General features: G+C 51.8%; 18 protein-coding genes. 7 read left to right on the top strand and 11 right to left on the bottom strand.

Annotated features, from left to right (window positions below):
* The first annotated feature begins 282 nt into the window (after positions 1 to 282).
* Positions 283 to 2,106, top strand: a complete 1,824-nt coding sequence (typA, locus tag HV345_RS23020; protein ID WP_008786988.1) for a ribosome-dependent GTPase TypA — start codon at positions 283 to 285, stop codon at positions 2,104 to 2,106.
* Between the two features lie 69 nt (positions 2,107 to 2,175).
* On the opposite strand, the gene ompL is transcribed toward typA, so the two are convergent.
* The 8 genes from ompL to yihU all read right to left on the bottom strand — a co-directional run bounded on the left by ompL (position 2,176) and on the right by yihU (position 11,853).
* Positions 2,176 to 2,868, bottom strand: coding sequence for a porin OmpL (ompL, locus tag HV345_RS23015; RefSeq protein ID WP_019077945.1), 693 nt, complete (start codon positions 2,866 to 2,868; stop codon positions 2,176 to 2,178).
* Between the two features lie 66 nt (positions 2,869 to 2,934).
* The gene (locus HV345_RS23010) at positions 2,935 to 4,356 is read right to left on the bottom strand and encodes an MFS transporter (RefSeq protein ID WP_131380424.1); all 1,422 of its coding nucleotides are present in this window, start codon (positions 4,354 to 4,356) and stop codon (positions 2,935 to 2,937) included.
* Between the two features lie 46 nt (positions 4,357 to 4,402).
* Complete coding sequence (locus tag HV345_RS23005) at positions 4,403 to 5,785, bottom strand: MFS transporter (RefSeq protein WP_181636103.1); 1,383 nt, start codon at positions 5,783 to 5,785, stop codon at positions 4,403 to 4,405.
* Positions 5,786 to 5,830: 45 nt separating this feature from the next.
* Positions 5,831 to 7,867 carry an alpha-glucosidase gene (locus tag HV345_RS23000; RefSeq protein ID WP_181636102.1) on the bottom strand — a complete coding sequence of 679 codons (2,037 nt, stop codon included), beginning with the start codon at positions 7,865 to 7,867 and terminating at the stop codon, positions 5,831 to 5,833.
* Between the two features lie 52 nt (positions 7,868 to 7,919).
* Positions 7,920 to 8,795 carry an aldose-1-epimerase gene (locus HV345_RS22995; RefSeq protein ID WP_181636101.1) on the bottom strand — a complete coding sequence of 292 codons (876 nt, stop codon included), beginning with the start codon at positions 8,793 to 8,795 and terminating at the stop codon, positions 7,920 to 7,922.
* Between the two features lie 18 nt (positions 8,796 to 8,813).
* Positions 8,814 to 10,055, bottom strand: coding sequence for a sulfoquinovose isomerase (gene yihS / locus HV345_RS22990; RefSeq protein WP_016155169.1), 1,242 nt, complete (start codon positions 10,053 to 10,055; stop codon positions 8,814 to 8,816).
* Between the two features lie 12 nt (positions 10,056 to 10,067).
* Positions 10,068 to 10,943 (bottom strand): sulfofructosephosphate aldolase, encoded by an 876-nt coding sequence (gene yihT / locus HV345_RS22985; protein ID WP_016155170.1) that lies wholly within the window; start codon positions 10,941 to 10,943, stop codon positions 10,068 to 10,070.
* 19 nt (positions 10,944 to 10,962) lie between these two features.
* Positions 10,963 to 11,853 carry a sulfolactaldehyde 3-reductase gene (gene yihU, locus HV345_RS22980; RefSeq protein WP_181626731.1) on the bottom strand — a complete coding sequence of 297 codons (891 nt, stop codon included), beginning with the start codon at positions 11,851 to 11,853 and terminating at the stop codon, positions 10,963 to 10,965.
* Between the two features lie 166 nt (positions 11,854 to 12,019).
* Between yihU and HV345_RS22975 the strand changes: the two genes are divergently transcribed.
* The 6 genes from HV345_RS22975 to fabY all read left to right on the top strand — a co-directional run bounded on the left by HV345_RS22975 (position 12,020) and on the right by fabY (position 16,743).
* The gene (locus tag HV345_RS22975; protein WP_019077939.1) at positions 12,020 to 12,916 is read left to right on the top strand and encodes a sugar kinase; all 897 of its coding nucleotides are present in this window, start codon (positions 12,020 to 12,022) and stop codon (positions 12,914 to 12,916) included.
* A 33-nt stretch (positions 12,917 to 12,949) separates the two neighbouring features.
* Positions 12,950 to 13,753, top strand: a complete 804-nt coding sequence (locus HV345_RS22970; RefSeq protein WP_016155173.1) for a DeoR/GlpR family DNA-binding transcription regulator — start codon at positions 12,950 to 12,952, stop codon at positions 13,751 to 13,753.
* A gap of 104 nt (positions 13,754 to 13,857) precedes the next feature.
* Positions 13,858 to 14,457: a glucose-1-phosphatase gene (gene yihX / locus HV345_RS22965; RefSeq protein ID WP_181636100.1), complete on the top strand. Its 600-nt coding sequence runs from the start codon at positions 13,858 to 13,860 to the stop codon at positions 14,455 to 14,457.
* The gene (locus HV345_RS22960; protein WP_181636099.1) at positions 14,451 to 15,323 is read left to right on the top strand and encodes a virulence factor BrkB family protein; all 873 of its coding nucleotides are present in this window, start codon (positions 14,451 to 14,453) and stop codon (positions 15,321 to 15,323) included. The genes yihX and HV345_RS22960 overlap by 7 nt, the downstream gene beginning before the upstream one ends.
* Positions 15,320 to 15,757 carry a D-aminoacyl-tRNA deacylase gene (dtd, locus tag HV345_RS22955; RefSeq protein WP_149382140.1) on the top strand — a complete coding sequence of 146 codons (438 nt, stop codon included), beginning with the start codon at positions 15,320 to 15,322 and terminating at the stop codon, positions 15,755 to 15,757. The genes HV345_RS22960 and dtd overlap by 4 nt, the downstream gene beginning before the upstream one ends.
* 44 nt (positions 15,758 to 15,801) lie before the next feature.
* Complete coding sequence (fabY, locus tag HV345_RS22950; protein ID WP_003825286.1) at positions 15,802 to 16,743, top strand: fatty acid biosynthesis protein FabY; 942 nt, start codon at positions 15,802 to 15,804, stop codon at positions 16,741 to 16,743.
* A gap of 17 nt (positions 16,744 to 16,760) precedes the next feature.
* On the opposite strand, the gene HV345_RS22945 is transcribed toward fabY, so the two are convergent.
* The 3 genes from HV345_RS22945 to HV345_RS22935 form a co-directional block, all read right to left on the bottom strand.
* A complete protein-coding gene (locus HV345_RS22945; RefSeq protein ID WP_094761751.1) occupies positions 16,761 to 17,213 on the bottom strand; it encodes a type II toxin-antitoxin system HigA family antitoxin in 453 nt (150 codons plus the stop codon).
* Positions 17,210 to 17,521 (bottom strand): type II toxin-antitoxin system HigB family toxin, encoded by a 312-nt coding sequence (locus HV345_RS22940; RefSeq protein ID WP_019077936.1) that lies wholly within the window; start codon positions 17,519 to 17,521, stop codon positions 17,210 to 17,212. The genes HV345_RS22945 and HV345_RS22940 overlap by 4 nt, the downstream gene beginning before the upstream one ends.
* A gap of 84 nt (positions 17,522 to 17,605) precedes the next feature.
* The gene (locus HV345_RS22935; RefSeq protein ID WP_181636098.1) at positions 17,606 to 18,535 is read right to left on the bottom strand and encodes an alpha/beta hydrolase; all 930 of its coding nucleotides are present in this window, start codon (positions 18,533 to 18,535) and stop codon (positions 17,606 to 17,608) included.
* Positions 18,536 to 18,563: the final 28 nt, after the last annotated feature.

The following is an 18,563-nucleotide window of genomic DNA, read 5'->3' as shown; positions in this document are numbered from 1 at the left end:
GTGCCAACTTTTAAATTGCCCCTAAAAGGCGTTATCATGCGCACTATCGTGCAAAGGGGCTGCACCATGAAGGTTGTATTGCACCATTATAGTGCTTTAACGTGAACATTAAGCACCATATTGGTGCAAAGCATGTCAGATTACCCCTTTTAACGCTCCGTGAATGTGATCACAAAGAAACTCTGCAATACTTGTTTGCGGAGGATGTTTGTGATCCTGTTTTGTACTGCGATTAATCCGTGTACAATAACGCGCTATTTCTAAAATGCCTGAGGCAAAGTTGTGATCGAAAATTTGCGTAACATCGCCATCATCGCGCACGTAGACCATGGTAAAACGACCCTGGTAGACAAGCTGCTCCAACAATCCGGTACGTTCGATGCACGTGCTGAAACCCAAGAGCGCGTGATGGACTCCAACGATTTGGAGAAAGAGCGTGGGATTACCATCCTCGCTAAAAACACCGCTATCAAATGGAATGACTACCGTATCAACATCGTTGATACCCCAGGGCACGCCGACTTCGGTGGTGAAGTGGAACGTGTAATGTCCATGGTCGACTCCGTGCTGCTGGTGGTGGATGCAATGGATGGTCCGATGCCGCAGACGCGCTTCGTGACCAAAAAAGCCTTTGCCCATGGCCTGAAGCCAATTGTTGTTATCAACAAAGTTGACCGCCCTGGCGCGCGTCCTGACTGGGTTGTTGATCAGGTATTTGACCTGTTCGTTAACCTCGACGCTACCGACGAGCAGCTGGACTTCCCGATCGTTTATGCTTCCGCGCTGAACGGTATCGCAGGTCTGGATCACGAAGATATGGCTGAAGACATGACTCCGCTGTATCAGACCATCGTTGATCGTGTTCCGGCTCCAAGCGTAGACCTTGATGGCCCGCTGCAGATGCAAATCTCTCAGCTGGACTACAACAACTACGTTGGCGTAATCGGCATCGGCCGTATCAAACGCGGTAAAGTTAAACCGAACCAGCAGATCACTATCATTGATAGCGAAGGCAAAACCCGTAACGGTAAAGTCGGTAAAGTTCTGACCCATCTGGGTCTGGAACGTATCGAGAGTGATATTGCCGAAGCGGGCGATATCATCGCGATCACCGGTCTGGGCGAACTGAACATCTCCGACACCATCTGCGACCCGCAGAACGTCGAAGCGCTGCCGGCTCTGTCCGTTGATGAACCGACCGTAACCATGTTCTTCTGCGTAAACACCTCCCCGTTCTGTGGTAAAGAAGGTAAATATGTTACCTCTCGTCAGATCCTTGACCGCCTGAACAAAGAGCTGGTGCACAACGTTGCGCTGCGCGTCGAAGAAACCGAAGATGCGGATGCGTTCCGTGTATCCGGTCGTGGTGAGCTGCACCTGTCTGTTCTGATCGAGAACATGCGTCGTGAAGGTTTCGAAATGGCGGTTTCCCGTCCGAAAGTAATCTTCCGCGAAATCGACGGCCGTAAACAAGAGCCGTTCGAAAACGTAACGCTGGACGTAGAAGAGCAGCATCAGGGTTCTGTCATGCAGGCTCTGGGTGAGCGTAAAGGCGACCTGAAAAACATGAATCCAGATGGCAAAGGCCGCGTACGTCTTGACTACGTGATCCCAAGCCGTGGTCTGATCGGCTTCCGTTCAGAATTCATGACCATGACCTCCGGTACCGGTCTGCTGTACTCCACCTTCAGCCACTACGACGATGTTCGTGCGGGTGATGTGGGTCAGCGTCAGAACGGCGTACTGATCTCCAACGGCCAGGGTAAAGCAGTTGCGTTCGCACTGTTCAGCCTGCAGGACCGCGGTAAGCTGTTCCTGGGTCACGGTGCTGAAGTTTACGAAGGCCAGATCATCGGTATTCACAGCCGCTCTAACGACCTGACTGTAAACTGCCTGACCGGTAAGAAACTGACCAACATGCGTGCGTCCGGTACTGACGAAGCAACGGTTCTGGTTCCGCCGGTTAAGATGACTCTGGAGCAGGCTCTGGAATTCATCGATGACGACGAACTGGTAGAAGTTACCCCAACCTCTATCCGTATCCGTAAGCGTCACCTGACTGAAAACGATCGTCGCCGTGCAATGCGTGGCGCGAAAGAAGAGTAATTAACGCTCTTTCTCAGGTAAGCATAAAAAAGCCGCTGATTTCAGCGGCTTTTTTTATCATCAGGAGAATTAGAAGAAATACTTTGCCCCAACACGAATCTGGTTTTGTTCGCGATGATAGGGTTCAACATTGCGATCTAACCAGCGTAATTCAAGGTAGGGTAACCAGTGTTCATTGATACGATACTTAAAGGTATTGGTAATTTCCCAGTGATGATCTTTTCCATTGCTGCTATTGAAGTCATTGACTCGCATAAAATAGTGCGGTTCAAAGGTATAGGAAAATTTATCGGTAATGGTAAAGTTCCAGTAGTTGCCTATTTCATAGGTATCATTATTATCCAGCTCACCGTTTAGGTCGGTTGAACTGTAGTTATTATGGTTATATCGATTACGCACGGTAAGATTAAACCACGGAGTAAATTTATAGTTAACATCCAGATAAACAGCACCGCCTGAGCCAATACTCTTATCGTTTATTAACCCTCCAGGCTGGATTGTTAATTTATCTGTTGGTTTAAATAACGGGTACCAACCCTCTATTTCGTTATAGCCGTGTTTTAACTCATCCTTGCGTTGCATAGTGTAGGTGTTCGTAAGCATGATACCCGCACCCATATCGGAGTTATAGCCAACGCGCAGCATGACCTCCATTTGGTCGGATGCCAGGTTATATGCTTCGCGGTTTTCTACATAGGCTCCAGCGAAAGCAGAGGTTGATACCACAGAGGATAATAGAATTATTGTCGTTAATTTTTTCATGATAAATCCATTTTTTACGCGTAGGGAGGCCGCCATCCATTGGGATGGAATAGGCGGCAATTATTTTTATACGTTTACAGCAGAGGTGTTCTTTTTATTAGTAATAGGGTCCGGTTGGATGTTGTTTTTCTTCCGTTGGCTGATTTCCTCAATAATAAAAGCAAAACGAGTTTCGTTGAGCTTATAAAAGAAGCCCATCGTGAGTGCTGCAATAATTGCAAGTCCGCAAGGCCAGAGGAAAATAAGCTGACGCAAACCGAGCAGTGTGGCATCGCTCTGGACTATATTGGGGATATAACCGATTTGCGTCAGCATGATGCCTGGCAGGAAGCCTGCGAGCGCAGCAGAAATTTTGCGAGAAAAGGTATAACCCGTATACACCGAACCTTCCGCACGGATCCCCGTTTTCCATTCGCCATAATCGACCGTATCCGGAACCAGTGCCCAGTTTAGACTGTTAACAAAAGCGGTTCCGAAGAAGGCCATGCAAGAGAACGTGACGAATAAAAATGACGTACTGCCCCAGAAAAAGTTCAGCACATCACCGATAGCCCATAGCGCCAGGCCACCGAGGTAAACCTGCTTTTTACCGAAGCGTTTTACAGCCGCGGGAACCAGCAGTACCCCAACCAGAATGCATCCCATGCTGAAGAAACCCATCCACGACAGCAGATGAATATCGTTGAGCACGTACTGGGTGTAATACACCTGGATCGCCAGCTTGATGTTGAATGCCGCCAACGTGCACAGATTGGCGACACACAGCACCAGCAGTGGAGGGTTACGGAAAATGGCGCAGAACGACTTGAGAATGCTGGGCTTATGGTGATCCGGCACGATTTCGATATATCGTTCCTTCACACCGCTAAAGCACCACCACATACTGAACAGTCCGCAGACGGAGAAGATCAGTGCGGCAATCAGATAACCCAGCGAAGGTGAACTAACAAATAGCGCCTGAATAGGCATAAAGCCAACAGTACACAGTAACAGGCCTACGGTAGCTCCGCCCTGACGCCAGGCGGCGAGCTGAGCTCGTTCATGCGGGTTTTTCGTGATCGCGGGCACCATCGCGCCGTAGGAGCAGTTCATCAGGCTATAGAACAGCCCGAACAGCATAAACAACACTGTCGCCAGCCCGGTTTTCACCGTTAGCGTAAAATCTGTCGCTAAAAACTGCGCGCTGGCAACGACAGCAACAGGAAATGATGCATACAAAATAAAGGGCCTGAATTTCCCTTTTGCGCCAATATTACGCCTTGAGTCCAGCAACACACCGGTCAACATATCAGTGAAAGCGGTGAAGAACTTCGCCACCAAAAAGATAATCCCACCGTAATACGCCGGCATCCCTAGTTCATCGGTATAAAATTTAAGCAGATACAGCGTACCGATACACAGCATCAAATTTGAGCCGAAGTCACCCACTCCGTAGGCGAATTTTTCACGCAGGCTCAGTTTTAGCGTTAGCGGATCATGAAAAGACATAATCGCTCCTCAATAGCGCCCCGTAGAGCGCTATTCATTATTATTATCAAACGGGTTGTTTACGCGCTTCTATCTCTTCAACGATGCGGACATAAATCTTCTCGTTAAGGTTGTAGAAACAGCCCATAGCTACAATGGTGATCACCGCCAAGGCGCAGGGATAAATAAAGATCAACTGACGCAATCCTTCGACCGTACTTGCAGATTGCACCACATTGGGGACGTAGCCGATTTGCGTCAGCATCCATCCCGGGAAGAATCCTGCCAGCGCTTGTGACACTTTACGGAAGAAGGTGAAACCGGTGTATACCGTACCTTCAGAGCGTACGCCGGTACGCCATTCGCCATATTCCACCGTGTCCGATACCAGCGCCCAGTTCAGGCTGTTGACGAATGCCGAGCCAAAGAACGCCAGGCAGGAGAAGGCGACAAAGCTGACGGAGCCGCCGCCAAAGAAGTAATTAAGCAGATCGCCCGCCACCCAAATCAGCAAACCGCCGATGTAGACTTTTTTCTTGCCGAAACGTCTGACCATGCCAGGCATCAAGAAGACGCCGATGAAGATACAACCCATGCTAAAAAAGCCCATCCAGGAAAGGAGGATCGGGTCATTAAGAACGTACTGGGTGTAGTAGACCTGTATTGCCAGCTTGACGTTAAACGCGCCAAGCGTGCAAAGGTTGGCAATGCACAGAATAAACAGCGGGCGGTTACCGGCGATGGCGCGAAAGGATTGCAGCAATCCCGGTTTTTGCGCGGCATCAACGGGTTTCACTTCCACGTAGCGTTCTTTTACCCCGGCATAGCAGAGCCACATAAACAGCAGGCCAAACAGAGAAAACAACGTGGCGGCGAAGATATAACCCAGCTGCGAGTTGCCTTCGATCAGGTTCATTACGGGAACAAAGCCGACGGTACACAGCAACAGACCAAGGGTTGCGCCACCTTGCCGCCAGGCGGCAAGCGACGCGCGTTCGTCAGGATTTTTCGTAATCGCGGGAACCATCGCACCATAAGAGCAGTTCATCATGCTGAAAAACAATCCGTACAGCATAAACAGCACCGTTGCCATGACCGTTTTACCGGTTACTTCAAACGGAGTACCGACAAAGTTTGCAATCGCCAGCAAGGTAACCGGAAATGCGGCATAAAGAACGAACGGACGGAATTTTCCCTTCGGGCCGATTTTGCGGCGGGAATCAAGCATAATCCCAGTGCCCATATCGGTAAACGCGGTAAAAAACTTGGCGATGAGGAAAATGATACCGCCATAAGTTCCTGGTAAACCAAGGACATCGGTATAAAACTTGAGTAAATAGAGCGTACCAATATCCAGCAGGATATTGGAGCCTAAATCACCCATCCCATAGGCGAGTTTTTCTTTGAACGGCAAGCGTAGGGTTGCCGGATTAGAGGAAGTCTGACTCATTATTATTCTCCATATGCCCGCGAGTTTCCCCGCGGGCGAGCCGCATTAGATGTTGCGTAAAGTGGCAAACAGTGACGCCCATTCACTCTTCGCGCGATAAAACACCGGAGGCTTGCCAATAGGCGCATCCACGGTAATTTCACCGCCCTGGTAAGTTTCCCCGGTCCAGATGTTGACCCAGCTATCCTCCGGCAGGTACAGCGTCCAGTCGCTGCGCCCCTGTTCGTGAACCGGCGCAACCAACACATCCTGTCCCAGCAGGTACTGATATTTCAGGGTGTAGGTCCGTGCATCGTCTTCGTAATGTAGGAATAGCGGGCGCATCACCGGCAGACCGGTAGCGCTGTTTTGCGCGACCGCCTGTTTCAGATACGGTTTAAGGGTGGTAAAGACGGTGGTCATACGAGCAAAGTGAGCGATGGTTTCAGCATCACCATCAAACTGCCAGTTATCGCCAGGGCGGTTACCTTCGTGGGTGCGCATCATCGGCGTGAAGGCGCTAAAGTCACACCAGCGCAGCAGCAGCTCTTTGCTGCGTTTCATTTCAAATAGGGTGGTGTAGCCGCCGATATCGCTGTGGTGCAGACCATGACCGCTCATCGCCAGTGACAGCGCTGCAGGAACGACGGAAGCCAGACCGTCGTCAAGGCTCCAGTCAACGTTCTGATCGCCTGCCCACATCATGGTGGAGTATTTCTGGCTGCCGGTGTAGCCCGCACGCATAAAGAACAGGATCTCGCCGAGCTTGCCAGTCTCCTGTAACGCTTCGTAGTTACATTTCGCCCACAGCGCAGGCCAGGCGTTATGCATAATTTCAGCGCTAATGCCATTGTGCAGGTAAGTGTCGGTTGGCAGGTATTCGCCAAAGTCGGCCATCCAACCGCCGCATCCCAGCTCAATCATGTTCTTTTTGATGACTTCTTTGAACCAGGCGTAGGCTTCAGGGTTGGTCAGGTCCACCACGCCGCCGTAAAACTCGCCAAACTCAACCAGATAGTCAGCGCCAGAGGAATCTTTCGCCAGATAACCGTGCGCAGCCGCTTCAGCGCAGAGATCTTTATCGCTGGCGACGTACGGGTTGATGTAGGAGAGGAATTGCACGCCTTCTTCTTTCCACTGCTTAATACGGCTATCCAACTGAGGATAGTTGTCGCTGTTCCACTTCCAGTTCCACATCACGCGTTTGCCAAAGGAGGTCATGCGGATCCCGGACCAGTCCTGCGCCCAGATGCCGTTTACTTTCACGCCTGCGTTACGCATGGTGTCCAGTTTGTTCTGGCAAACCTCAGTACCGCCTTGAATACCGAGCGTGACGCCATCGTAGATCCAGTCTGGCAGCTCCGGCTGGCGTCCTAACAGCGCGGTTAGTTTTTCCAGTAAAGAGATGTAGGTGTCAGCGCATTCAAATCGCAGAGTGGTTTTGTCCTCCCACAATGCCAGTTCGTGATACTCCGGTGCGCTGAAGTCGAAATTCATATAGCAGCTGTTATCAACGTGGCAGTAGTACTTCTGCGTGCTGACGAAGGTCGGCTGCGGGAAAAAGGTCCAGTAGTAGTCACCACCGGCATTTTCTTTGCAGTCTGCCTGCCAGGTGACATAGCTATTTTTGTTACGGCCCACGCCCTGTTCGCTGGTCCACAGTGGGAACGGTTTACCGCGTAAGTCGAAATAAGAGAACTGTTCACCGCAGCCGTAAATATGATCGTCCGGGTTGGCAGCCAGACGCAGCCAGATGCGGTTATGGCTGAGGTCATCGTTGTGCAGATCCAGCTTCAGGCGACCCTGTTCATCGGTGGAGATGTGCAGCGTGGCGTTGATGGTGTTACCGCGACTGAAATGCACCTGCCAGCCGTCAGGCGACTCGCTGACCGTGGCGTCGGTCAGGGCAATCTTCTCATTGAGCTTGTCTTTAATGCTGAAGTTGCCGCGGAACATATCAATATCGGCAACGCCAGCGCCGATCCACAGGCAGGGGGTTTCTGTGCTGTGACGTAAAATCAGGCGCTGGTGGTATGTCAGCGTAAAGCCATTCTGTAACGTCGTTAGTTCTAAAGCGGTTGACCGTTGTTGTAGCGAATTCATTATCGTCTCCGTAAAAATAGGGTAATTCGGTAATTTTTGTTTTGGGATAAGGTTATTCGGCACCGATTAAAAAATGCATCCGATGCATCTCGCCGGGTGCCAGAGAGATAAGACTGATGCCTGAATTAAAGGCATCTGGCGGGCAGGTCATGGGTTCTACGGCAATCCCCAGACGGTGTAATTTCTCGCCGCTGTAAATCTGTAGCCACGGCTGGTCGCAACGTAAGTACGTCGTCATATTTTTCGTTGCACTGAACATGCTGACTTCCCATTCACGCCCGGACACAGGGGTTTTAAAGGTGTGATCGATCTGCGTTGCAGCGACAGGGCGCGGCGTGGTGAAATTCAGCGCGGTATTCTCAACGCGATGCGTTTCCAGGGTATCAATGTCAAAGACCTCATCTGTCGGAAGAGTGAGCGTACAGCTATCTATCTTCTCAAGACCACAGGTCAAATAGGGATGAGCGCCAGAACCATAAGGCGCTGATTCATCACCAATATTCAGCGTAGTAATAAAAATGTGCAGACCGCTTATTGCATCAAGGCGATATGTTGTTTCAACCAGTAATGAAAAGGGATAACCATAAGAGGGCGGCAGAAAAATCATCAGCGACACTTCCGATGCCGACTGCTGGTTAATCTGCCAGTCCCGCCAGGCCAACAGCCCGTGAATGGCGGTATGCGAAATAGGGTCGTTAACGGCAAGCTGGAAGGTCTTGCCGTTATGTTGATAGCAGCCGTCTGCAACGCGGTTTGGCCATGGGACTAACACTTTTCCTAAATGCGCCTGCGGCATCTCTTCCGGCTTATGTGGAATAACGATGTGACGCCCACGATGCATCAATTCTGCTAGCCCAGCGCCAACCGTGACGATTTTCGCCTGGTAGTGTCCGGCCTGAAGATGAATGGTTTTTCCACCACTATGCATGGCTGCTATCCTTGTGACTTATTTGGCGTTGATATCCAGAAGACCGGCAGCAACCGCCGGAGCAAGGCCCGGAGCCAGCGGTAGACGCGGGATTACCAGGCAGTGCAGCAGGTGATAAATGTCCTGCTTACCGTCCCAGACTTTGGTGGTCACTTTGTTATCGGTGTCCAACTCCTGCCACCATGAACCGGTCTCGTAGTCCATCAGATAGGTGATGCAGTAATCCCACCACTTCTGGTACCAGGCTTCGTACTGGCTGTCGCCGGTGAGGGTATACAAGGCATAGGCGGTACCCATGGCTTCGACTATCGGCCAACGCACTCTTTCGCGAACGATTGGTTTACCGTCCCAGTCCACCGAATAGACAAAACCATCCGCACCGTCCGGTGCCCAGGCATCACGGATGGTGGCGTGGAACAAGCCTTTGGCATCTTCCAGCAGCCAGGCGGGAGGCGTTTCGAAGCGGGCTTCCAACGCGGCATGCAGATGCAGCATCAGACGGCCCCATTCGATCCAGTGGCCCGGCGTGCCGCCGTATGCGCGGAAACGGTGAGCAGGGTTATCCTTGTTGTAATCGCGGATTGGGTTCCACTGTGAATCGAAGTGCTCGTTGACGCGATACTCCCCGCTGCGGGCCACGTCGTGAATAATCACCGAAGCAATTCGCAGTGCGCGATCGAGCCATTTACGGTCATGGGTAACGTCATAAACGATCAGGAAAGCCTCGACCGCGTGCATGTTGGCGTTACCGCCACGGTAATCTTCCGTCTGGCTGAAGGCTTCGTCCCAGGACTCCAGGCACATCTGCTCGTCTTCGCTCCAGAAGTACTTTTCAATCACCTCGATGGCATCATCCAACAATTGTCTGGCCTGTGGATGACCGGTAGTGACCGCGCTTGCCGCGCCGAGCAAGACGAAGAAATGCTGATAACCCTGCTTGGAGGCGTCCATCACGCCTTCGTCATTCACGCAGGCGTACCAACCGCCGTAGCGTGTGTCGCGTAGCGCACCGTTCAGCGCTTTAATGCCGTGATCGACGAGTTGGTATGCGCCAGGCCGTCCCATTGACGCGGCAACGGAGTAGACGTGCAGCATGCGGGCGGTGATCCACAGATGTGTCCCCATATCTGCTCTGACCTGACCACTGTTTCCCAGCCAGCCAAATCCGGTAGGTACCGCAGCGTTCTTACCAAAGTTAAAGATGCGGTCTGTTTCCTGCTCCAGCCAGCGGTTGTGGCTTAGGGTGTTAAACCATTTCATTCTGAGATCCTCTTAGCGCCGGGCCATCATTTCATCGACGATATCGCCCAGACGCTGCAACTTAGGTGCGGAAACATCACGCAGCATCAGTTCGGTATCCGGCAGGCCAACCACGGATGACCAGACCGCACGTCCGGCCAGGAAGCCGGATGCGCCAGCGGTCATTGCTACGCTGACCGCGCGTGGGAACAGTTTTTCATCCACACCGGAGGAGAGAATGACCCACGGCATGTTGATGTTTTCATTCAGGCGCTGAGAGGCGCTAAGCAGCTCTTGTTGGGTTCCTTTGCCGTACAGAGGCATTTCGACCTTGTAGAGATCGGCACCGCTATCACCCAGTTCTTTCGCGGCATCGATAATGGCCTGTTCACGATCGAACTTATCGCCACGACGTGGTGGGCGAACAACCGGCTCGATGATGCTCAGCAGACCATTGGAATGGCATAGTTCATTGAATTCTCCCACCATATCAAGACGTTGTTGGGCATCTTCATCGCTACGCCACAGCACCAGCAGTTTGAGGGCCTTGGCACCATCTTGCTTCACGGTCTGCGGGTCGATTTTTTTATCAATCACCACGCTATCGACCGGAATACCGTTACCCGGAATGAACTCATCAGCGGCCACAATCATGGCGCAGTTTTTGGCGACCGCGTTTTGCTCTACAACCTGGCGGTAGCAGAACTGCTGATCGACCAGAATGGCGGAGGCATAGGGGGAAAGGATCTTCGCCGCATTGACTTTGAAATCGGTCAGCACGCTGTCATTGACCGGGGATTTTGCACCCGCGGCGGCAAACATTAAGCGCATGGCTTCGCGCTGATCGACCGCCAGCATGGCAAACCCGCCGGAAGCTCGGGTGATATCTTTCAGGGTGTACTTGGTCATTGTTCAGTCCTTTTACTTATCAAAGTTGGGAATTCAGTCCGGCAGATGTCCGAACCTGCTCGAGTATTGCGGTCCAGTCTTCCCGGCCACGGCCAGCGGCGCGTGCCTGGTTATAGACTTCGCGGGAAGCGGCGCCGAGCGGCATCGGCACGTGCAATTGGTTGGCAACGTCCAGGGCGATGCCAAGATCCTTGTGAGCTAAATCGATCATGAAAGCCGGGGAAAGATCGCCTTTCAGCACTTTGTTCGGCCAGGAGGTAGTGAAGTGGCCCTTTCCGGCGGGGGTGCCGCTCATGACTTGCAAAGCCACATCGAAGGAGAGACCAAGTGCCTCGCACAACACGGCGGCTTCGGCAGAGAGGGCGTTTAGCGCGATACTCATGTAGTTGTTGATGAGCTTCACGCGGATCCCCATGCCGGGACCACCTGCATTGATCAATTCATTACCCATCGCCATCAGAACCGGTGTGGCGCGTTCTACCTGCTGTGCCGTTCCACCTGCCAGCAGCAACAGCGTTCCCGCTATGGCGTGATCGGAGGTGCGTCCAACCGGGCAATCCATCATATCGAAGCCTTTGGCACGCATATCGGCGATGAGTTTATCGGTTTGCAGTGGGTGAATAGTCGACATATCAATTACTAACGCCTGCTGTGAGAGGCTTTCGCAAATACCCTGCTCGCCGAACAATACGCTGCGCACCAGATCGCCGTTTGGCAGCATGGTGATGACAAATTCTGCACCTTTTGCTGCCTGAGCCGGGCTACTGGCAGGCTGTGCTCCTTTTTCCACCAGGCGCTGAACGGCATCCGGGTTAACGTCAAAGACGCTGAGTTGATGACCCTGCTTCAGCAAGTTGCTCGCCATGGGTGAACCCATCTGACCTAATCCGATAAATGCTATAACTGCCATAACGTTCTCCTGAGACGTGGATGTCATTTTTTGTCATTTAAGGTCGTTTGTTTCTGTCTGTTTTTGATCGTATTTGTAATTTATGGTCAAAAAATTGACAGCCGTCACTTTTTAAACATTTTGTGAAATTAAAATGATCCCATCTTGAAACGCCTAAGGAACGACCATGATTCGTATTGCTTGTGTAGGTATTGCCGTGATGGATCGCATCTATTACGTGGAAGGTTTACCGACTGAAGGAGGTAAGTATGTGGCGAAGCGTTATACGGAAGTGGGCGGCGGGCCTGCTGCAACGGCCGCAGTGGCTGCAGCGAAGCTGGGCGCTAAGGTGGACTTTATTGGCCGTGTGGGCGATGACGACACCGGAAATAGCTTGCTGGCGGAGCTGGAGTCCCTGGGGGTAAATACCCGCTATTCCCGGCGCTACGCGGGGGCGAAGTCTTCACAATCGGCAATTATGGTTGATGCGCAAGGGGAACGGATTATCGTTAACTATCCCAGCCCGGATTTACTGCATGATGCTGACTGGCTCAATGAGATCGATTTTACCCAGTGGGATGTGGTGTTGGCGGATGTTCGCTGGCACGAAGGGGCCAGGCAGGCGTTCACATTGGCGCGTCGGGCGGGAGTGATGACGGTACTGGATGGTGACGTAACGCCACAAGATATCCGCGAGCTGGTGGCGTTAAGCGATCATGCTGCGTTTTCTGAACCCGGTCTGGCGCGTTTAACCGGGATAAACGATCCTGAAGCCGGACTGAAACAAGCACAAACGCTCACAAATGGTCACGTTTATGTAACGCGTGGCAGTGCAGGCTGTGACTGGATAAAAAATAATACGTTGCAGCATCAATCTGGATTTAAAGTCGACGTTGTTGACACTACGGGGGCGGGGGATGTTTTCCATGGTGCGCTCGCGTTTAGCCTGGCCGGCGGCGACCTCCCGGAAGAGGCCGTCAGGTTCGCCAGCGGAGTTGCTGCGCTAAAATGTACGCGTCCGGGAGGAAGGGCCGGAATCCCTGACTGTGATCAAACCCGATCTTTTCTGTCACTTTTTGTATAAAATGCCAGGGCAATGGTTTTTCGAGGAAATTTCATGAGTCTTACCGAACTGACCGGTAACCCGCGACACGATCAACTGCTTATGCTGATTAGCGAGCGCGGTTATATGAATATCGACGAGCTGGCCAGCCTGCTGGACGTGTCCACGCAGACCGTGCGTCGTGATATTCGTAAACTCAGCGAGCAGGGATTAATTACGCGTCATCATGGTGGCGCGGGTAGAGCCTCCAGCGTGGTGAATACGGCGTTTGAGCAGCGTGAAGTCTCCTGGACGGAGGAGAAAAAAGCCATCGCGGAAGCGGTGGCGGACTACATTCCCGATGGGTCAACGGTGTTTATTACCATTGGCACCACCGTTGAGCAGGTGGCCCGCTCGCTGTTAAACCATAATCATTTGCGCATTATCACCAACAGTCTGCGCGTGGCGCACATTCTTTATAACAATCCACGTTTTGAAGTCATGGTGCCGGGGGGAACGTTACGCCCGCACAACAGTGGCATCATTGGTCCTTCTGCCTCGGCATTTGTCGCTGATTTTAGGGCCGACTACCTGGTAACCAGCGTTGGCGCGATCGAAAGTGATGGCGCGCTGCTGGAGTTTGATGTCAATGAAGCCAGCGTAGTGAAAACGATGATGTCGCACTCAAGACACATTCTGCTGGCAGCGGATCATACGAAATATACGGCTTCTGCCGCGGTAGAAATTGGTAACGTCTCTCAGGTGACCGCGCTGTTTACCGATGAATACCCAGGTCCCGCATTGCATAATTTACTCCAGTCACAACAGGTTGAAATTGTGCAGGTGAGTCCTTCACAAGATGATGCTTTGGCCGTGTAATTCCTCAGATGATGGCTCGATAAGTTCGAAGCCATCACTCTCACATAGTCAAACTTCTCCTTTCCCGCTACAGTTATTCATCCACGGCGAATAAGGAGAAGGGCATGCTCTATATCTTTGATTTAGGTAATGTGATTGTCGATATCGACTTCAACCGCGTGTTGGGCACATGGAGCGATCTGAGCAGTGTACCGCTGGCCTCGCTGAAGCAAAGTTTCACCATGGGGGAGGCTTTTCACCAGCATGAGCGAGGTGAAATAACGGATGAAGCCTTTGCCGAGGCGCTATGTCATGACATGGCACTGCCGCTAAGTTACGAGCAGTTCTCTCACGGCTGGCAGGCCGTTTTTGTGGCATTGCGCCCTGAAGTCATCGACATCATGCATAAACTGCGTGAGCAGGGGCATCGGGTGGTCGTTTTGTCGAATACTAACCGTCTGCACACAACATTTTGGCCGGATGAATATCCTGAAATTCGTCAGGCTGCTGACCATATTTATCTTTCCCAGGATCTGGGCATGCGAAAACCGGAAGCGCGGATTTACCAGCATGTCCTGCAGTCTGAAGGTTTTTCTGCGGACGATGCGGTCTTTTTTGACGACAACGCCGATAATATTGAAGGAGCTAACCGGTTAGGGATTACCAGTATCCAGGTCGTCGATAAAACGACCATTCCTGACTATTTCGCGAAGTTGTTATGCTAAAAAATGTTCAGCATCAAGCCAGGCACCATACGCGTCCTGTACGGGCCTGGCTGAAGCTACTATGGCAGCGGATTGATGAGGACAACATGACGACGCTGGCAGGGAATCTTGCCTACGTTTCGCTGCTCTCATTAGTGCCGCTTATCGCCGTTGTGTTTGCTCTTTTCGCCGCATTTCCGATGTTTTCCGACGTCAGTGCCCAGCTACGTCATTTTATTTTTGCAAACTTTATCCCGGCGACGGGAGACGTCATCCAGCGTTATATCGAACAGTTTGTCGCCAACTCGAACAAAATGACGGCCGTTGGGGCATGTGGGCTGATTGTCACGGCGTTATTGCTGATGTATGCCATTGATAATGCTCTGAATACTATCTGGCGCAGTAAGCGCACTCGTCCCAAAGTTTACTCTTTCGCCGTCTACTGGATGATTTTAACGCTGGGGCCGCTGCTGGCGGGGGCTAGTCTGGCGATCAGCTCTTATTTGTTGTCATTGCGCTGGGCCAGCGATCTCAACTCGGTGATTGATGACGTCTTGCGTATTTTCCCTCTGGTGCTTTCCTGGCTCTCGTTCTGGCTGCTTTACAGCATTGTACCGACTACGCGTGTGCCCAATCGTGATGCGGTTATTGGCGCCTTTGTGGCCGCCGTGTTGTTCGAGGCCGGAAAGAAAGGATTTGCGCTCTACATCACGATGTTCCCGTCGTATCAGCTCATTTACGGTGTCCTGGCGGTGATCCCCATTTTATTTGTCTGGGTATACTGGACGTGGTGTATCGTCTTGCTAGGCGCGGAAATAACTGTCACTCTCGGGGAATACCGCAAACTTAAACAAGCCGCAGAACAAGAAGAAGCAGATCAACCATGATTGCATTAATTCAGCGCGTAACCCGTGCCAGCGTCACCGTGGAGGGCGAGGTGACGGGTGAAATTGGCCCAGGACTTTTGGTCCTGTTAGGTGTCGAAAGGGATGATGACGAACAGAAAGCGAACCGTCTGTGCGAGCGCGTACTCGGCTATCGAATCTTTAGCGATGCCGAAGGAAAAATGAACCTCAACGTGCAGCAATCAGGTGGCAGTGTGCTGGTGGTTTCACAGTTCACGCTGGCGGCAGATACCGAACGTGGCATGCGCCCGGGGTTTTCGAAAGGCGCTGCACCCGAGCGGGCAGAAGCGCTGTATGAATACTTTGTTGAGCGTTGCCGCCAACAGGAAATGAATACGCAAACCGGTCGATTCGCTGCGGATATGCAGATTTCACTGGTTAATGATGGCCCCGTGACGTTCTGGTTACAAGTATGAACCAGCTACCGGTGTGGCCGCGGGCAACAAGAGAGAATACGACTATGTATCACCTTCGAGTACCGCAAACAGAAGAAGAGTTGGAGCGTTACTACCAGTTTCGCTGGGAGATGTTGCGTAAACCGTTGCACCAGCCCAAAGGCTCCGAACGGGATGCCTGGGACGCGATGGCGCATCACCAGATGGTGGTGGACGAAGAGGGAAATCTGGTCGCGGTTGGGCGTCTGTATATCAATGCGGATAACGAAGCCTCCATACGCTTTATGGCCGTTGACCCCTCTGTGCAGGAGAAAGGGTTGGGCACGCTGATGGCGATGACCCTGGAGTCTGTGGCGCGTCAGGAAGGGGTAAAGCGCGTAACCTGTAGCGCCCGTGAAGATGCGGTCGAATTTTTCGCCAAACTGGGGTTTGTGAGTCAGGGCGAAATTACCACGCCACAAACCACGCCGGTGCGCCATTTTTTGATGATTAAACCCATCGCAACGCTGGACGACATTCTCCATCGCGGGGACTGGTGCGGACAGCTACAGCAAGCCTGGTACGAACATATTCCATTGAGTGAGAAAATGGGCGTGCGCATTCAGCAGTACACCGGGCAGAAATTTATTACTACGATGCCAGAGACAGGTAATCAGAACCCGCACCATACGCTGTTTGCCGGAAGCCTGTTTTCACTGGCGACGTTAACGGGCTGGGGGCTTATCTGGCTGATGCTGCGCGAGCGTCATCTGGGGGGGACGATAATCCTCGCCGACGCGCATATCCGATACAGCAGGCCAATTACCGGGAAACCTACCGCTATTGCCGATCTGGGCTCGCTGAGCGGTGACCTGGACCGTCTGGCAAGAGGCCGCAAGGCGCGCGTTCAGATGCAGGTCGGGGTGTTTGGCGATGACACGCCGGGCGTCGTATTTGAAGGTACCTACATTGTGCTACCCGCGAAACCGTTTGGCGCATATGAAGAGGGCGGGAATGAGGAAGAGTAGGTCAGAGGGGATCCTCTTTACTCGATGAATGCGTCTGCTGGAAGGTTAAAGCGTTCTGCGAGCATTTTAATATGACTTACAGTCAGTGCTCTGCGACCATTCAAGATGTTGCTGACATTGGATTTTGAACCAAGTTCGTTGGCAAGATCTGCTGCTTTGAGACCATATTGATCCATGAGCGTACGCAGTAACGCAACGCCATGAGGAGTATGTTCCAGTTGTTGGTTGAGGGCACTGAACTCAGGCGCATGTTTTTCGTAGTCGCGGATCCGAGCTGAAAGCAGCTCAAACAACGGGTTTTCCAGGTCGTCACGATCAACCAGAAATTCCACCAAAGCGAGTGCTTTTCGGTACTCTGCCTCATTTTGTTCTTTGCCTAACAGGGGGATTTTTTTCACTGCATCGGTAAAGGTATCAATCATCAATTTTACACTGGCTGTGTCTATCTGATGGCTTTCATGCGTTCTCATTCTTTGTGACCCCGATAGTATGTGGTTAGTCTGTCATACTCGGCATGGTGAACGATATGCTTCACAAATACCTTTTGCAGTTTGAAATCAATATAGGCAATAAGTCTCAAGCAGTTACCTGAAACATTAATCACCCACCATTTATTTCTGTATTTAAAATTATCCAGTGAAGGTATGTACTGCTTCATCTCTTCAGGAGTGTGGAACATTTTTTTCTCTAAAATATTCAGCAAATCAACGAGTGCTGCCATGTGGTTTGGAAAACGGAGTATTGCCTCGTTGAAAGGTTTTCGGCTGATAACATGCATGGTGTAGTTCCATTACAAGGTTTTCAACCTGAAAACAAAATAACGCAAGGTAATTAAGTTTTCAAGATGAAAACAAAATATTAATCAAGCATGTCTTCCTGATACAGGATTTACGACGCGCCAGGCCACATCTCGCATAACATTTCGTGCCGCCTGGCTCACTCCTGCCAGCTGGAAAAATCCGTGGATAACGCCAAGATAGCGTTGGCAGGTGCACTCCACGCCCTGCTCCTGGAACCGTTGATACAGGGCCTCACCCTCATCGCGCAGTGGGTCGAATTCGGCTGTAATGATGTGCGTGGGCGGCAGACCGTTGAAGTCTTCACGCCAGACTGGGCTGGCTTCGGGATGCCGCAGGTCGGTTTGCGGCAAATACATCTCGTAGCCCGAAAGCAACGTGTCACGCGTGATAATGTAATCCTGCCCATTTCGGTCGTAGCTCTCAAACCTGGCGGTTGCGTCCAGCATCGGGTAAATCAGCATTAGCTGCGCAGGTTGCCATTGATTGGCAGCTTTCAAGCGCAGTGCGGTGACCAGCGCCAGATGCCCGCCCGCGCTGTCGCCAGCAAGCGTAATTCTGCCGCGATCGACACCCAGTTTCTGGGCATACTTCCAGATAATATTGGCTCCCGTTTCAGCGTCGTTATGTGCAGCCGGGAAAGTATGCTCTGGTGCAAGGCGATACTGCACCGCAATGACCCGACAGCCGCTGTACCAGGCGAGCTGCCTTAGCTGGTTATCATGCGTCGCGAATCCACCACTGACAAAGCAGCCGCCGTGATAATAGATAACGCAGGGTAGATTTCCCGTGGCGTCCCGCGGCGAAACAACGCGAAATGTCATTGCATCGAGTTCAATATCTTCAACCTGTACGCGGGTTTCAGTTTCTCCTGCCAGTACCGTGCTGGCAATGTAGCCTGCTCTCCGTTCATCAATATTTTGCTCGCGCGAAGAAGGGCGTCCCGCCGCGATAAATGCCTCAACCAGCTGTGCAATCCCGCTTTCCAGTGCCATTTATTATTTTCCTTATCTGTATGGATAT

The organism is Citrobacter sp. RHBSTW-00986, assembly GCF_013783065.1.
GTDB lineage: Bacteria > Pseudomonadota > Gammaproteobacteria > Enterobacterales > Enterobacteriaceae > Citrobacter > Citrobacter braakii.
The sequence above is the reverse complement of the archived record's forward strand: the minus strand, read 5'-3'. Positions and strand labels throughout refer to the sequence as shown.

Coding starts and splice junctions, on each gene's coding strand:
- dtd (WP_149382140.1), top strand. CDS start 15,320: ATGATTGCATTAATTCAGCGCGTAACCCGTGCCAGCGTCACCGTGGAG.
- HV345_RS22995 (WP_181636101.1), bottom strand. CDS start 8,795: ATGCATAGTGGTGGAAAAACCATTCATCTTCAGGCCGGACACTACCAG.
- ompL (WP_019077945.1), bottom strand. CDS start 2,868: ATGAAAAAATTAACGACAATAATTCTATTATCCTCTGTGGTATCAACC.
- HV345_RS23000 (WP_181636102.1), bottom strand. CDS start 7,867: ATGAATTCGCTACAACAACGGTCAACCGCTTTAGAACTAACGACGTTA.
- HV345_RS22960 (WP_181636099.1), top strand. CDS start 14,451: ATGCTAAAAAATGTTCAGCATCAAGCCAGGCACCATACGCGTCCTGTA.
- yihS (WP_016155169.1), bottom strand. CDS start 10,055: ATGAAATGGTTTAACACCCTAAGCCACAACCGCTGGCTGGAGCAGGAA.
- yihU (WP_181626731.1), bottom strand. CDS start 11,853: ATGGCAGTTATAGCATTTATCGGATTAGGTCAGATGGGTTCACCCATG.
- HV345_RS23010 (WP_131380424.1), bottom strand. CDS start 4,356: ATGTCTTTTCATGATCCGCTAACGCTAAAACTGAGCCTGCGTGAAAAA.
- HV345_RS23005 (WP_181636103.1), bottom strand. CDS start 5,785: ATGAGTCAGACTTCCTCTAATCCGGCAACCCTACGCTTGCCGTTCAAA.
- HV345_RS22975 (WP_019077939.1), top strand. CDS start 12,020: ATGATTCGTATTGCTTGTGTAGGTATTGCCGTGATGGATCGCATCTAT.
- HV345_RS22935 (WP_181636098.1), bottom strand. CDS start 18,535: ATGGCACTGGAAAGCGGGATTGCACAGCTGGTTGAGGCATTTATCGCG.
- yihX (WP_181636100.1), top strand. CDS start 13,858: ATGCTCTATATCTTTGATTTAGGTAATGTGATTGTCGATATCGACTTC.
- HV345_RS22940 (WP_019077936.1), bottom strand. CDS start 17,521: ATGCATGTTATCAGCCGAAAACCTTTCAACGAGGCAATACTCCGTTTT.
- fabY (WP_003825286.1), top strand. CDS start 15,802: ATGTATCACCTTCGAGTACCGCAAACAGAAGAAGAGTTGGAGCGTTAC.
- HV345_RS22970 (WP_016155173.1), top strand. CDS start 12,950: ATGAGTCTTACCGAACTGACCGGTAACCCGCGACACGATCAACTGCTT.
- HV345_RS22945 (WP_094761751.1), bottom strand. CDS start 17,213: ATGAGAACGCATGAAAGCCATCAGATAGACACAGCCAGTGTAAAATTG.
- yihT (WP_016155170.1), bottom strand. CDS start 10,943: ATGACCAAGTACACCCTGAAAGATATCACCCGAGCTTCCGGCGGGTTT.